We start from the raw sequence: 14459 nt of genomic DNA, 5'->3' as shown, positions 1-14459 counted from the left end.
TCTTCACGCTTTTTCGGCCGGGCCGGGAGCCATAAGGTATTGCCGAGAACCATTGCTTGGGAAGGGGGTACGGCCGGATGTCACAGGAGACGGATGCGCAAGGGGCGCACGAGCAGGGAGTCGACGACCGGCTCGCTCCGGTGCTGCGGCCGGTGCGGGCGGGCAACGGCTTCGAGGAGGCACTGGAGCAGATCCTGCAGGTCGTACGCCTCGGCCTGGTGGCGGGCGGCGAGCGGCTGCCCGCCGAGCGGGAGCTGGCGGAACGGCTCGGGATCAGCCGGGTGACGCTGCGCGAGGTGCTGAAGGTGCTCCAGGACCAGGGGCTGGTGGAGGCGCGGCGCGGGCGGTACGGCGGAACGTTCGTGCTGCCGCGCACGGACGCGGGCGGCGAGGACGAGCTGCGGCGGCGGATCACCGAGGTCGACATCGAGGACGTCCTGCGGTTCCGCGAGGTGCTGGAGGTGGGCGCGGCGGGGCTGTGCGCGGCGCACGGGCTGACGGACGAGCAGGCCGGCCGGCTGCGGGAGGCACTGGACCGGACCCATGAGGCGCCGCTCGCGGACTACCGGCGGCTGGACACGCTGCTGCACCTGACGCTGGCCGAACTGTGCGGTTCGCCGTCGCTGACCGCGCAGTACGCGGCGGTGCGGGCGACCGTCAACGACCTGCTGGACTGCATCCCGCTGCTGGTGCGCAACCTGGAGCACTCGCAGCGGCAGCACATCGCGCTGGTGGAAGCGGTGCTGGACGGGGACGCGGACGGGGCGCGGGAGATGATGCGCGAGCACTGCGCGGGTACGGCGGCCCTGCTGCGGGGGTTCCTGGCGTGAGCCGGCTCTGCAAAGGTATGTGCATGGACCTTTGGATTCCCTGGAGGGCAGCGTGACCGTACGACCACTGATCGGTGTGAGCACGTATCTGGAGGCCGGTACGCGCTGGGGCGTGTGGGAGCTGGACGCCGTGCTGCTGCCGGCCGGCTATCCGCGGCTGGTGCAGGAGGCCGGGGGGCTCGGCTTCCTGCTGCCGCCGGACGCGCCCGAGCGGGCCGCCGCGGCGGTGGAGCGCCTGGACGGGCTGGTGATCGCGGGCGGCCCCGACGTGGATCCGTCCCGGTACGGCGCCGAGCGCTCACCGCGTACGGGGCCGCCCGCGCCGGAGCGGGACGCGTGGGAACTCGCACTCATCGACGCGGCGCTGAGGGCGGGTGTGCCGTTGCTGGGGATCTGCCGGGGCATGCAGCTGCTGAACGTGGCGCTCGGCGGCACGCTGGTGCAGCACCTGGACGGCCACGCGGAGGTGGTCGGCGTGTTCGGGGCGCATCCGGTGAAGCCGGTGCCGGGGACGCTGTACGCGGGGATCGTGCCCGAGGAGACCGACGTGCCCACCTATCACCATCAGGCGGTGGAGCGGCTCGGGGCGGGGCTCGTGCCCTCGGCCCACGCGGCGGACGGGACCGTGGAGGCGGTCGAACTGCCGTCGGGCGAGGGGTGGGTGCTCGGCGTGCAGTGGCATCCGGAGATGGGGGCGGATCCGCGGATCATGCGGGCGCTGGTGCAGGCGGCGTCCTGACCGCACTCACGCCCTCGTCAGCGACAGCAGCTCCCGCGCCGGTCCCGTGGGCCGATGTCCCGTCGGCCACACCGCCCGTAGGTCACGGCGCAGGGACACCCCCTCCACCGGGATGCTCACCAGGCGCCGCATCGCCAGCTCCTCCCCCACCGCCAGCTCGCTGAGAACCGACGGGCCGGCGCCGCTGACCGCCGAGGCCTTCACCGCCGTCGTGGAGGAGAGTTCGATCAGGGGCCGTGCCAGGCCGCCCAGGGCCGTGTCCAGGACCTGCCGGGTGCCGGAGCCGCGCTCGCGGAGGATCAGGGGCGTGGAGGCCAGTTCCGCGGGGGTCAGCGGGCGCCGGCGGCGGGCCCAGGGGTGGCCGGGGGCGGTGACGACGATCAGGCGGTCACGGGCGATCACCGCGGAGTCCAGGCCCGCCGGGACCGTGAGGCCCTCCACGAAGCCCAGGTCCGCCTCGTCGGCCAGCAGCAGTTCCGCGACCTTCGCCGAGTTGCCCGCGAGCAGGGACACGGCGGTGTCGGGGCGCTCGGCGTGCAGCGCGAGGAGCCAGCCCGGGAGCAGATATTCCGCGATGGTCATGCTCGCCGCGACCCGTAGCCGCGAGTCCCGCCGGTCGCGCAGCGCCCGTGCGCCCGCATCGAAGGCGGCGGCCGCCTCCACCACCCGGCGGGCCCAGTCCGTCACCAGAGCGCCCGCGTCCGTGAGCCGGGAGCCGCGCGGGGAGCGGTCGACCAGGGCGACGCCCAGCTGCCGTTCCATGGAGCGGATGCGGCTGCTGGCGGCCGGCTGGGTGATGCCGACCTCCCGCGCGGCGGCCCCGAGGCTGCCCAGTCGGGCCACGGCCAGCAGAAGTTCCAGCGCGCCGAGGTCCGGCACCCGGTGCGCCAGCGAGCCGCCGGTCCGGCCGTCGTCCGTAGCGTACTCCTCACTCATAAGACCAGCTTATGCCCTCATAGATGTGAACTCCCTGGTCAGCGCCGATCGGCCGCACGAAGGTGGGGTCATGGCCACCGCAGTGCATCCCCTTCCCGCCGGCCGCGCCGTCCGCGTCCGGCACCTGGGTCCCAACTGGTACGCCTCCGTCATGGGGACCTCCGTCGTCGGCACGGCCGGCGCCGCGCTCCCCGTGCATGTCGCCGGGCTGCGCGAGGTCTGCACGGCCGTCTGGGCGCTGGCCTGCCTCCTGCTGGCGACCCTGCTGACCGCCCGCGCCCGGCACTGGACCCACCACCGCGACCAGGCCCGCGCCCACCTCCTCGACCCCGCCATGGCCCCCTTCTACGGTTGTCTGTCCATGGCCCTGCTGGCGGTGGGCGGCGGTGCCCTGACGGTCGGCCGGGACTGGATCGGCACCGGTCCGGCCGTCGCCCTCGACACCGTTCTGTTCACCGCCGGTACGGCGGTCGGGCTGGCGGCCGCTGTCGCAGTGCCGTACCTGATGGCCGTACGCCACCGCGTGCAGGCCTCCCAGGCCACCCCGGTCTGGCTGCTGCCGCTGGTCGCGCCCATGGTCTCCGCCGCGCTCGGTCCGCTGCTCGTGCCGCATCTGCCGCCCGGGCAGCCCCGGGAGACCCTGCTCCTGGTGTCCTTCGCGCTGTTCGGGCTGAGCCTGCTGGCGACGCTGCTGATGCTGCCGCTGGTCTTCGCCCGGCTGATCACCTCCGGCCCGCTGCCGCTCGCCCTCACCCCGACCCTGTTCCTGGTCCTCGGCCCGCTCGGGCAGTCCACCACCGCCGTCGGCCTGATCGCGGACGCGGCTCCCCGGGTCGTTCCGGCCCCGTACGACCGCGGTTTCGCCGTGTTCGCTCTGCTCTACGGGGTGCCGGTCATGGGGTTCGCGCTGCTGTGGCTGGCGCTCGCGGCCGCGCACGTGGTGCGGGCCCGCCGGCAGGGCATGGGCTTCGCCATGACCTGGTGGGCGTTCACCTTCCCGGTGGGCACCTGTGTCACCGGCGCCGCCGCCCTCGCCCGGCACACCGGGCTCGCCGGGTACGAAGCTCTGGCCGTCGGCCTGTACGCCCTGCTGGTCGCCGCGTGGCTCGCGGCCGCGGCGGGGACGGTCCGGGGTCTGCTCAGCGGTGAGCTGCTCGCAGGGCCTCGGCCAGCACCCGCGGCGCCTCGGCCAGCGACGGTCCGTACCAGGTCAGGTGCCGTCCGCTGACAAGTGCGCAGCTCAGCCCGGGGAAGGCCTCGGGGCCGTCGTCGGCGGTGAAGCGGTAGGGCTCGTCCGGGAGGACGACCACGTCCGGGGCCGCCGCCCGCAGCTCGTCCAGCGGAACGCGGGGATAGCGGTCGGGGTGGTCGGCGTACCGATGGTGCACGCCCAGGCGGGCCAGGACGTCACCGGCGAAGGTGTCGCGGCCCAGAACCATCCAGGGGCGGCGCCAGATCGGTACGACCGCCGTCGTACGGCCGGAGGGTTCCGGCAGCGTGGTCCAGGCGGCCTCCGCCTCGTCCAGCCAGCCGGGCCGGGTCCGCGCACCGCACGCGGTCAGTACGCGCTCCAGCTCCCGGAAGGCCTGGGGCACGGTTCGCACCTCGGTGACCAGCACCTCCGTGCCCGCCGCCCGCAGGGCGTCCAGGTCGGGGGCCCGGTTCTCCTCCTCGTTGGCGATCACCAGGTCGGGGGCGAGGGCGAGGATCCGCTCGACGGACGGGTTCTTGGTGCCCCCGATCCGGGTGACGTCGAGACCGGGCGGGTGCGTGCACCAGCCGGTGACACCGACGAGGACTCCGGGCAGGCTCGCTGCCAGCGCCTCCGTCAGGGACGGGACGAGGGAGACGACCCGCACTAACGCGCCCGGTCCTGGACGGCCTCGATGTGCTCGGCGACCGCCACCACGATGACCCGGGTGTCGGGGACCGTCGCCCGCCAGCGGTGCCGAACCCCGCCCGTGAGGTAAAGGGTGTCGCCTCGTCCGAGGCGATACGCGCGGCCCTCGGCCTCGATCTCGACGGCGCCGTCGGCGACGTACATCAGCTCGTCGTTGCGGTGCTGGAACTCGCGGCCGGCCTCGTGGTCGCCGGTGAACTCGGAGGCGTGCAGCTGGTGGTGACCGCGCACCAGGGAGCGGGTGCGGGGGTCGAGGTCGCCCTCTGCGACGGGCTCCGCGCGGACGACGTCCACGCTGCACGCCGGGTCGGCGGCGGCGAGGAGTTCCACGGCCGTGGTGCGCAGGGCGTCGGCCAGCTTCTCCAGGGAGGTGCGGCTCGGGCGGGCCCGGTCGTTCTCGACCTGGCTGAGGAAGGGCACGGACAGGCCGCTGCGCTCGGCCACGACGGCGAGAGTGAGTTCCAGCGCACGGCGACGCCGCCGGACGGCCGCGCCCACCCGCACGGGCTGTTGCTCTTTGTGGTCGCCCATCGCTCCGGCTCCCTCCTTCACTCGTCGTGCCGCCGACCCGGTACCCGCCGTCGGGCACTTCTCTGATGAGTTCTCTGCACCCTACGCATGTTCGGCAAACCGTTTCATGCGGCTGACACATCCCTGTCACGTCGCCGGGCCCGCACCCCCATGGTTCGCGCCAGTGCGACGGATCGCCGTGCGGGACGGGTCTCCCCTGGTTCAAGGCGGAAGCGGGCGTCCATGTTCCCGCCGGGCCGGGGCCGATGGCGCTCCGTGGTTGGCCGGATCCTTCCCGTAGGCGGATCCCCGGGATGCAGTCGCAAAGAAAACCGCGAGGGGCGGGCAGCGCCCCACGCCCGTGGACGTACGGCGGTGCCCGCCCCTCGGGCGGCGGTCCGGAACGGTCAGGTCACCCGGCCGCCTGGCTCTTTGCACCCTCATGGGCGACCGGCGCCCACGTGTCGGCCAGGCCCGGGTGCTGCTTCAGCCAGGTGCGCACGGCGTCCTGCTCCCTGCCCTTGCCGGACTTCTGGATCTGCGCCTCCAGGCCGGTGAGCTGCTTCTCGGTCATCGAGAAGTCCTTCAGCCACCTGCCGACCTCGGGGTTGTCGGCGGCGAAACCCTTGCGGGTGAGGGTGTGCACGCCGTCTCCCGCGCCCCAGGCACCCTTGGGATCCTTCAGCTTCTTCAGACCGTAGTCGCTGTAGGCCCAGTGCGGGGACCACAGGGTGACGACGACCGGCTGCTTCCTGGCGTAGGCGCGCTTCAGCTCGGCGAGCATCGCGGGCGTGGAGCCGTCGACGACGTCGTACGTGCCTTCAAGGCCGTACTCCTTGAGGACCTTGTCCTTGAGGAGGCCCATCATGCCCGCGCTGGGCTCGATGCCGACGATCTTCCCGCCGAACTCGGAGGCGTGGTCCTTCAGGTCCGCCAGGGAGTTCACGTCCTTCACATAGGAGGGGACGGTCAGCTCCAGGGAGGTGGGGCCGTACCACTTGCCGAGATCGTCCAGCTGCTGGCCGTACTTCTTCCAGTACTCGGCGTGGGTGGTCGGCAGCCAGGAGTCGGTCTCGAGGTCGAGCTGGCCGGTGGCCAGGCCGGTGTAGAGGGGGCCGGCCGCGTACTGGGTGGTGGTGACCTTGAAGCCGCGGCGCTCCAGCAGCTCCTTCCAGAGGAAGGTGGAGGCGATGCCCTCGTCCCAGGGGATGTAGCCGATCCTGATCTCCTTGCCCTTGCCGACGTCCGTGCCGGAGGCCTCGGAGGTGCCGGCGGAGCCGAAGACGCCCATCCCGCCCGCGACGAGCGCGAGGACGACCACGCCGACGACGGCGACCGCCGGGCGCGGCCGGTACGACCAGGCGGTCTTGCGGGCCTTGGCGGCGGCCCTGCGGCCCAGCGGGGAGAGCTGGGTGCCGAGCGCGCTGGTCATGCGGTCGAGGTAGATGGCGAGGACGACGATGCCGACGCCCGCCTCGAAGCCGAAGCCGATGTCGAGCCGGCCGATGGCCTCGTTGACCGCACCGCCGAGGCCGCCGGTGCCGACCATGCCGGCGATGACCACCATGGACAGGCCCAGCATGATCACCTGGTTGACGCCGGCCATGACGGTCGGCAGGGCGAGCGGCAGCTGGACGCGCAGCAGGGTGTCGCGCGGGGTGGTGCCGAACGCCTCGGCGGCCTCGACCAGTTCGGCGTCGACCTGCCGGATGCCCAGCTCGGTCATGCGGACACCCGGAGCGAGCGCGAAGATCAGGGTGGCGATGACGCCGGCCGCCGTGCCCAGGCCGAAGAAGAGGATGGCCGGGATCAGCAGGACCATCGAGGGCATCGTCTGGAGCAGGTCCAGGACGGGGCGCAGAGCGGCGCTGACCGCGCGGGAGCGGGCGGCCCAGATGCCCAGCGGGATCGAGATCACCAGGGCGATGGCGGTGGCGACGAGGACCAGCGCCAGGGTGGACATGGCCCGGTCCCACAGGTCGAGCGAGTCGACCAGCGCGAACCCGGCGAAGGCGAGGACGCCCGCGACCAGGCCGCGCAGCCACCAGGCGACGACGGCGAGGATGCCGGCCAGCAGCAGCGGCTCGGGCGCGGTCAGGACCGCGTCGATGCCGTCGTACATGCCCTCCACGACCGCGCGGATCGCGTCGAACAGCCAGGACAGGTGGGCGACCAGCCAGTCGACGCCGGAGTCGACCCAGTCGCCGAGGTGCAGCCTAGGCACGGGCGATCACCTTCTTCCCGCCGTTGTCGCACGCCGTGGGCTCGGCCGTCTCGTCGCCGAGGAAGCCGACGAGACGCTGCCGGGGTACGACTCCGACGAGCGCGCGGTCGGCGCCGAGGACGGCGACCGGGTGGGGGAGGCGGGCGCTGATCGCGCACAGCTCGGCGAACGGTGTGGCGGGGGTGGCCGTCTCGCAGCCGCAGTCGGCCTCGTCGCCGCGGACCTCGGTGTCCATCACGGCGGCGGCGGTCAGCACGCGGGAGCGGTCGACGTCCTGGATGAAGGAGGCGACGTAGTCGTTCGCGGGGCGCAGCAGGATGTCCTCGGCGGTGCCCGTCTGCACGATGCGGCCGTCCCGCATGACGGCGATGCGGTCGCCCAGGCGCATGGCCTCGTTGAGGTCGTGGGTGATGAACACGATGGTCTTCTTCAGGGTCTTCTGGAGTTCCAGGAGCTGGTCCTGCATGTCGCGGCGGATCAGCGGGTCCAGGGCGCTGAAGGACTCGTCCATCAGAAGCAGGTCGGCGTCGGTGGCGAGGGCGCGGGCGAGACCGACGCGCTGCTGCATGCCGCCGGACAGCTCGTCGGGCCAGGAGTCCTCCCAGCCGGCCAGGCCGCACAGGGCGAGCGCCTCGTCGGCGCGGCGTTCGCGCTCGGCGCGGGACACGCCCTGCACGGCGAGGCCGTAGGCGGCGTTGTCGCGGACGCTGCGGTGCGGGAAGAGCGCGAAGTGCTGGAAGACCATGCTGATCTTCTTCGAGCGCAGCTCGCGCAGTCCGCGGTCGCTGAGCGCGGTCAGATCCTGGCCGTCGAAGCGGACCTGGCCCGCGGTCGGCTCCAGCAGGCCGTTGAGCATGCGCAGCAGGGTGGACTTCCCGGAGCCCGACAGGCCCATGACGACGAAGATCTCACCGGCCTCGACGGCGAAGGAGGCGTCGATCACGGCGGCGGTGGTGCCGTCGGCGCGCAGTTCCTCCCGGTCGGCGCCCTGCCGCAGCCGTTGCACGGCCTGGTCCGGTCGTCTGCCGAACACCTTGAACAGATGCTCGGCCTCAAGCCTGGATGACACACGTACCTCTTGCCTCGTCGGACAGGACAGAGGTCGCGCCTGCCCGGGTCCGTGCACGTCAAACGCACAGGTGGGCCATTTCACGAGGGAGGCGCAGGCCGCAACTCGTTGCGCAGCACACCATGGCTGTCGGTGCCGTGCGGCATGATGCGAGCGTGACCGGACGACTCATGCTTCTCGACACCGCCTCGCTGTACTTCCGCGCCTACTTCGGCGTGCCGGACTCCGTGAAGGCGCCGGACGGCACGCCGGTGAACGCCGTGCGGGGACTGCTCGACTTCATCGACCGGCTGGTGAAGGACCACCGGCCGCAGCAGTTGGTGGCCTGCATGGACGCCGACTGGCGGCCGCAGTGGCGGGTCGATCTGATCCCGACCTACAAGGCGCACCGGGTCGCCGAGGAACACGAGGGCGCGCCGGACGAGGAGGAGGTGCCGGACACGCTCTCCCCGCAGGTGCCGGTCATCGAGGCCGTGCTGGACGCGGTCGGCATCGCCCGGGTCGGGGTCGAGGGGTACGAGGCGGACGACGTGATCGGCACGTTCACCGCGCGTGCCGACGGTCCGGTGGACATCGTCACCGGCGACCGCGACCTGTACCAGCTCGTCGACGACAAGCGCGAGATCCGCGTGCTGTACCCGCTCAAGGGCGTCGGCACGCTGCAGCTGACCGACGAGGCGGTGCTGCGCGAGAAGTACGGGGTCGACGGCCGGGGGTACGCGGATCTGGCGCTGCTGCGCGGCGATCCGAGCGACGGCCTGCCGGGCGTGCCCGGCATCGGCGAGAAGACGGCTGCCAAGCTGCTCGCCGAGTTCGGCGACCTGGCCGGGATCATGGCGGCGGTCGAGGACCCGCGGGCGAAGCTCACGCCGTCCCAGCGCAAGCGGCTGACCGAGGCCAGGCCGTATGTGGCGGTGGCGCCGACGGTGGTGAAGGTGGCCGACGACGTCCCGTTGCCGGACGTCGACACCACCCTGCCGCGCACTCCGCGGGATCCGGCGGGGTTGGAGGGACTGGCGGCACACTGGGGACTGGGGGGTTCCCTGCAACGGCTGCTCACCACGCTCGGGGAGTGATGCCCGACCGGAATATTCCGGCAAAACGCGTTGACCAAGCCTGCGTGGAACACGGAAAGGGATGCTAACTTAGGTAAACCTAACCAATGCAGCAGGAGGCCGTGATGGCAGAGCGCCCGGGACGAAAGCCGCGCACGCCCCATACCGCCCAGGTGGTGCGCACCGAGCGACTGACCCCGCACATGCAGCGCGTGGTGCTCGGCGGCGAGGGTCTGGCCGGATTCGCCGCGGACATCTGCACCGACCACTATGTGAAGCTGCTGTTCGGCCCCCCTGGCGTGACCTACCCGGAGCCCTTCGACCTGGAGCGGATCCGCGCGGAGTTCCCCCGCGAGCAGTGGCCGGTGACGCGGACCTACACAGTGCGCGCCTGGGACCCCGAGCACCTCGAACTGACCCTGGACTTCGTCATCCACGGCGACGAGGGACTGGCCGGGCCGTGGGCCGCCCGGGTACAGCCGGGCGAGAGCGTGCGCTTCATGGGCCCCGGCGGTGCGTACGCGCCCGACCCGAGCGCCGACTGGCATCTGCTCGCCGGTGACGAGAGCGCGCTGCCCGCGATCGCCCGCGCCCTGGAGACGCTGCCCGCCGGCACCCGGGCACACGCCTTCGTGGAGGTGTCCGGCCCCGAGGAGGAGCAGAAGATCGACTCCGATGTGGAGGTCGTCTGGCTGCACCGCGGGGACCGGCCGGTGGGCGAGGCCCTGCTGGAGGCCGTCCACGCACTGGAGTTCCCCGAGGGTCGGCTGCACGCGTTCGTGCACGGCGAGGCGAGCTTCGTGAAGACGCTGCGCCGGCTGCTCCGGGTCGAGCTGCAGATTCCGCGCGAGGACCTGTCGGTCTCCGGCTACTGGCGCCTCGGCCACAACGAGGACGGCTGGCAGGCCTCCAAGCGGGAGTGGAACGCCGGTATCGAGGCCGAGCAGGAGAGCGGCGGCGCGGCGGCCGCGTGAACGACGGGAAGGCGGCGGCACCTTGACGGGTGCCGCCGCTTCGTCGTGTGAGGACTTGGGCCCGGCTCGGACACGCCCGCGTGACGCGGCGGAAACAGCCCGTCCCTAATTTCTGTCGCTCGACAGGAACTCACTCCCGCGCTCCTAGGCAGGTGCCGCCGTGACGACGACCGACGACCGCTCCCTGGAGGAGTTCGGCTACCGCCAGGAGCTGCACCGCAGCCTGGGCCGGTACGCCTCCTTCGCCGCCGGGTTCTCCTTCATCTCCGTCCTGACCACCGTGTTCCAGTTCTTCGCCTTCGGCTACTCCTTCGGCGGGCCGCTCTTCTTCTGGGCCTGGCCGGCCGTGCTGACCGGCCAGTTCGCGGTCGCCGCGTGCTTCGCGGAGCTGGCCGCGCGCTATCCCCTCTCCGGCGCGATCTACCAGTGGTCCTCGCGGCTCGCGACCCCCGCCGTCGGCTGGTTCGCCGGCTGGATCATGGTGATCGGGCAGATCGTGGTGGTCGCCGCGGCCGCGCTGGCCCTCCAGATGGTGCTGCCCGCCCTCTGGTCCGGCTTCCAGCTGATCGGCACGGACACCTCCCCCGCCTCCGAGGACGGCGCGGCCAACGCGGCGGTACTGGGCGTGGCGCTGCTGGTGCTGACCACGCTGGTCAACCTCGTGGACAACCGGGTGATGTCCATGGTCAACCGGGTCGGCGTGACCGCCGAGATCATCGGCGCGCTGCTGATCGTGGTGCTCCTGCTGACCCACTCCCGCCGCTCCCCCGGCATCACCTTCCACACCACCGGCGGCGCCGGAACGGGCCTGTTCGGTGCCCTGCTCATCGGCTCGTTCACGGCGGCGTACGTGATGATCGGCTTCGACAGCGCGGGCGAGCTGAGCGAGGAGACCCGCCTGCCCCGCCGTACGGCCCCGCGCACCATCCTCACCGCCCTCGGCGCGGCCGGCCTGCTCGGCGGCCTCGTCGTCCTCGGCGGCCTGCTCGCCGCACCCAGCCTGACCGACGGGAGGCTGGCGGTGGACGGGCTGAGTTACGTCCTCACGAGCAGCCTGGGCGACGGGGTGGGCCGGGTGCTGCTGGCCGACGTGGCGGTGGCGATCGCCGTGGCCACGCTCGCGATCCAGACGGCGGCCTGCCGCATGCTGTTCTCCATGGCCCGCGACGGACAACTGCCCTTCGCCCGCCGCCTGGCCCGGGTCGACGCGCGCACCGGCATGCCGGGCGCCCCCGCGCTGGTGGTCGGCGTCCTGGCCGCCGCCCTGCTCCTGCTCGACTTCGCCTCACCGGAGGCGTTCCTCGCCATCGGCACGACATGCATCGTGCTGCTGTACCTGGCGTACGCGATGGTGACGGGCCCGCTGCTGCTGCGCCGCCTGCGCGGGGAGTTCACCGCACAGGGCACCGACGAGACGGGCGCGCCCCTCTTCTCCCTCGGCCGCTGGGGCGTCCCGGTCAACGCCCTGGCCCTCCTCTACGGCCTCGCGATGACCGTCAACCTGGCCTGGCCGCGCGCGGCGGTGTACGACCCGGCGGGCGGGCACTGGTACTTCCAGTGGTTCACCGTGCTGTTCCTGCTGGTCACGCTGGTGCTCGGGGTCCTGTACCGGGCGGTGCGGGCCCAGCGCGGCCGGACGGGCGTGGGAGGGACGGTGGTGGCGGTGTCCGCGGACTCGGCCTGAGCCGGCCCCGGGGGTCACCGCCCCCGGCCCCCGTACCCTTGACCCCGATGAGACGCCGTACGCCACCCCCTCCCGCCCCGCTCCCCCAGCGCGACGGTGTCGACCCGGTGCGGGTGCGGCTGCCGTTCGACGGGGCGTGGGCGACCGTGCGGGAGTACCTCGTGGCACGGCTGACGGGGGCCGGCCCCGGTGTGGTCGAGGCGATGGTCGACGCGGGGCAGGTCGTGGGGGCCGACGGGCGGGCGGTGGCGCCGGACGCGCCGTACGAGCCGGGGATGTTCGTGTGGTTCCAGCGGGAGCTGCCGGACGAAGTGGTGGTGCCGTTCCCGGTGGAGGTGGTCCACCGGGACGCGCACATCGTCGTGGCCGACAAGCCGCACTTCCTCGCGACGACCCCGCGCGGCACGCATGTCACCCAGACCGCGCTGGCCCGGCTGCGACACGAGCTGGACCTCCCCTCGCTGACCGCCGCCCACCGGCTGGACCGGCTCACCGCCGGTCTCGTGCTGTTCACGGTGCGGCCCGAGGAGCGTGGCGCGTACCAGACGTTGTTCCGGGACCGGCAGGTACGCAAGGAGTACGAGGCCGTCGCGCCGTACGATCCCTCGCTCGCCCTGCCCCGGACGGTGCGCAGCCGGATCGTGAAGGAACGCGGGGTGCCGGCCGCCCGGGAGGTAGAAGGCGAGCCGAACGCGGTGACCCGTGTGGAACTGGCCGAGCACCGGGGCGGACTGGGCCGGTACCGGCTCGTCCCGGAGACAGGGCAGACCCATCAGCTGCGCGTTCATCTGAACGCGCTGGGCGTGCCCATCCTCGGCGACCCGCTGTATCCGGAGGTGACCGCCCCCGTGCCGCCCGGTGACTTCCGGCGTCCGCTGCAACTGCTCGCGCGGAGGCTGGAGTTCACCGATCCGGTCACGGGGGCGGAGCACACCTTCGTCAGCGGACGGACGCTGCGGGCATGGTCCTCCCCGCAGCGGTGGGCCGGCGAGGAGCCGTAGGGCCGCTCACTCCCCCCGCCACCAGCGCAGCATCCGCCGCCACAGGTTGTCCCGCCGGGGCGCCTCCGGTGCCGCGGGGGCGGGCTCGACAGCGGGCTCGGGAGCGGGGCGCGAGGGCGCCGGGACGTCGTCCGGGGCGGGGGTCGGGTCCGTGCGGAGGGAGCCGACCTGCCAGTCGGCGCGCTGCGGCGGGATGGGGGACGGGCTGGGCGGAAGGCCCGCGTCCTGCTGGGGCTTCGGTTCGAAGCGCACCGGCAGGGACACCAGGTGCCGGGAGGCGATGGACTGCCGCCAGTGCAGGTCCTCCTCCGGGCAGTCCAGCTGGATGTCCGAGAGCCGCATCAGCAGGGCGTCCACGCCGACGTCGGCGATGGCACGGCCGATGTCCTGGCCCGGGCACTCGTGGGGGCCGCCGCCGAAGGCGAGGTGGGAGCGGTTGCCCTGCATGTTGGCGGACAGGTCGGGCCGCACCCGTGGATCCACGTTGCCCGGGGCGGGCGCGAAGAGCAGCCCGTCGCCCTTGCGGATGCGCCGGCCGCCCAGCTCCGTGTCCTGCTTGGCGAAGTAGCCGAGGACGGTGCTGAACGGCGGCTCGTCCCACAGGGACTGTTCGATCGCCTCCGGCACGGTCATCTGACCGCCGTTGAGCTGGGCGCGGAAGCCCGGCTCGGTGAGGACCATCCGCAGTGCGTTGGCGAGCAGGTTGGCGGTGGCCTCGTAGGCCGCGAAGAGGACGAGACGCAGGTGTTCGCGGACCTCGTCGTCGCTCAGTCCCGCGGGGTGGGTGATGAGGTGACTGGTGAAGTCGTCGTCCGGCCGGGCGCGGCGGCGGATGGTGAGCCGGCTCAGCGCGTCCATCACGTAGGCATGGCTCTGGATGGCGGTCTCGGTGCCCTTGAGCGCGTCGCGGGCGGCCTGCACCATCCGGTCGTTGTACTCCTCGGGCATGCCGAGGATCTCGCACATGACGGCCATCGGCAGGTGCTCGGCGAACTGGGAGACCAGGTCGGCCCGGCCCCGCTCGCAGAAGTCGTTGACCAGTTCCTGGGTGTAGCGGCCGATGTGGCGGCGCATGCTGCGGTGGTCGATGGTCGACATGGCGCCGGTGACGGCCGCGCGCAACCGCTGGTGCTCGTCACCCTCGGCGTGCGAGCAGATGGGCTGCCGGGCGATGTGCGGCATGAGCGGGTGGTCGGGCTTGACCATGCCCTCCTGCAGCGGGGTCCAGATCCGGCTGTCGCGGGCGTACTGGGAGGGGCTGCGCACCAGGTGCAGGTTCTCGGCGTGCCCGAGGACCACCCACATCGGTACGTCCTCGTGGAGCAGCACGGGCGCCACGGTGCCGTGCTCCTCCCGCAGGCGCTCGTAGAGGTCGCCCAGGTCCTCCGCGTCGGGCCCGTAGAGCCGGTGCAGCCCCCCGGGACCGCGGCCGTGCGCCGGGCAGCCCGGCGGCGGGCCGGAGGTGGGGTCGGTGCCCGTCAGGGATTGGGGTTCAGGCGTCACAGTGTCGCTCCGGAACGGAAGGTGGGGGTAGGTC

The 14459-nt window shown here is 72.7% G+C and carries 13 protein-coding genes; 7 read left to right on the top strand and 6 right to left on the bottom strand.

Annotation, left to right across the window (positions count from 1 at the left end; all coding sequences use genetic code 11):
• The first annotated feature begins 77 nt into the window (after positions 1-77).
• Positions 78-830 (top strand): FCD domain-containing protein, encoded by a 753-nt coding sequence (locus ABZ471_RS18385; protein ID WP_359067708.1) that lies wholly within the window; start codon positions 78-80, stop codon positions 828-830.
• A 52-nt stretch (positions 831-882) separates the two neighbouring features.
• On the top strand, positions 883-1569 hold the full coding sequence (locus ABZ471_RS18380; RefSeq protein WP_359067706.1) for a gamma-glutamyl-gamma-aminobutyrate hydrolase family protein: 687 nt from the start codon (positions 883-885) through the stop codon (positions 1567-1569).
• Between the two features lie 6 nt (positions 1570-1575).
• Here ABZ471_RS18380 and ABZ471_RS18375 read toward each other — a convergent pair whose 3' ends face one another.
• Positions 1576-2505 carry a LysR family transcriptional regulator gene (locus ABZ471_RS18375; protein ID WP_359067704.1) on the bottom strand — a complete coding sequence of 310 codons (930 nt, stop codon included), beginning with the start codon at positions 2503-2505 and terminating at the stop codon, positions 1576-1578.
• Between the two features lie 70 nt (positions 2506-2575).
• On the opposite strand from ABZ471_RS18375, the gene ABZ471_RS18370 reads away from it, so the two are divergent.
• Positions 2576-3733, top strand: a complete 1158-nt coding sequence (locus ABZ471_RS18370; RefSeq protein WP_359067702.1) for a TDT family transporter — start codon at positions 2576-2578, stop codon at positions 3731-3733.
• On the opposite strand, the gene ABZ471_RS18365 is transcribed toward ABZ471_RS18370, so the two are convergent.
• The 4 genes from ABZ471_RS18365 to ABZ471_RS18350 form a co-directional block, all read right to left on the bottom strand.
• Positions 3645-4364, bottom strand: a complete 720-nt coding sequence (locus tag ABZ471_RS18365) for a helical backbone metal receptor (RefSeq protein ID WP_359067700.1) — start codon at positions 4362-4364, stop codon at positions 3645-3647. The two genes, ABZ471_RS18370 and ABZ471_RS18365, sit on opposite strands and share 89 nt — an antisense overlap.
• On the bottom strand, positions 4364-4936 hold the full coding sequence (locus tag ABZ471_RS18360; protein WP_359067698.1) for an XRE family transcriptional regulator: 573 nt from the start codon (positions 4934-4936) through the stop codon (positions 4364-4366). The genes ABZ471_RS18365 and ABZ471_RS18360 overlap by 1 nt, the downstream gene beginning before the upstream one ends.
• A gap of 391 nt (positions 4937-5327) precedes the next feature.
• Positions 5328-7139 carry an ABC transporter permease/substrate binding protein gene (locus tag ABZ471_RS18355; protein ID WP_359067696.1) on the bottom strand — a complete coding sequence of 604 codons (1812 nt, stop codon included), beginning with the start codon at positions 7137-7139 and terminating at the stop codon, positions 5328-5330.
• Positions 7132-8208, bottom strand: a complete 1077-nt coding sequence (locus ABZ471_RS18350) for a glycine betaine/L-proline ABC transporter ATP-binding protein (protein ID WP_359067694.1) — start codon at positions 8206-8208, stop codon at positions 7132-7134. Before ABZ471_RS18350 ends, ABZ471_RS18355 begins: the two co-directional genes overlap by 8 nt.
• A gap of 155 nt (positions 8209-8363) precedes the next feature.
• Between ABZ471_RS18350 and ABZ471_RS18345 the strand changes: the two genes are divergently transcribed.
• From ABZ471_RS18345 to ABZ471_RS18330, 4 genes are all read left to right on the top strand, one after another.
• The gene (locus tag ABZ471_RS18345; protein WP_359067692.1) at positions 8364-9284 is read left to right on the top strand and encodes a 5'-3' exonuclease; all 921 of its coding nucleotides are present in this window, start codon (positions 8364-8366) and stop codon (positions 9282-9284) included.
• 104 nt (positions 9285-9388) lie between these two features.
• Complete coding sequence (locus ABZ471_RS18340; RefSeq protein WP_359067690.1) at positions 9389-10237, top strand: siderophore-interacting protein; 849 nt, start codon at positions 9389-9391, stop codon at positions 10235-10237.
• A 160-nt stretch (positions 10238-10397) separates the two neighbouring features.
• Positions 10398-11921 carry an amino acid permease gene (locus ABZ471_RS18335; RefSeq protein ID WP_359067688.1) on the top strand — a complete coding sequence of 508 codons (1524 nt, stop codon included), beginning with the start codon at positions 10398-10400 and terminating at the stop codon, positions 11919-11921.
• 47 nt (positions 11922-11968) lie between these two features.
• On the top strand, positions 11969-12922 hold the full coding sequence (locus tag ABZ471_RS18330) for an RluA family pseudouridine synthase (RefSeq protein ID WP_359067686.1): 954 nt from the start codon (positions 11969-11971) through the stop codon (positions 12920-12922).
• Between the two features lie 6 nt (positions 12923-12928).
• On the opposite strand, the gene ABZ471_RS18325 is transcribed toward ABZ471_RS18330, so the two are convergent.
• On the bottom strand, positions 12929-14425 hold the full coding sequence (locus ABZ471_RS18325; RefSeq protein ID WP_359067684.1) for a cytochrome P450: 1497 nt from the start codon (positions 14423-14425) through the stop codon (positions 12929-12931).
• Positions 14426-14459 lie beyond the last annotated feature (34 nt).

Source organism: Streptomyces sp. NPDC005728, from assembly GCF_040630895.1.
Classification (GTDB): Bacteria; Actinomycetota; Actinomycetes; order Streptomycetales; family Streptomycetaceae; genus Streptomyces.
Note: the sequence above shows the minus strand (reverse complement) of the source record. Positions and strands in the feature narration are given on the sequence as shown.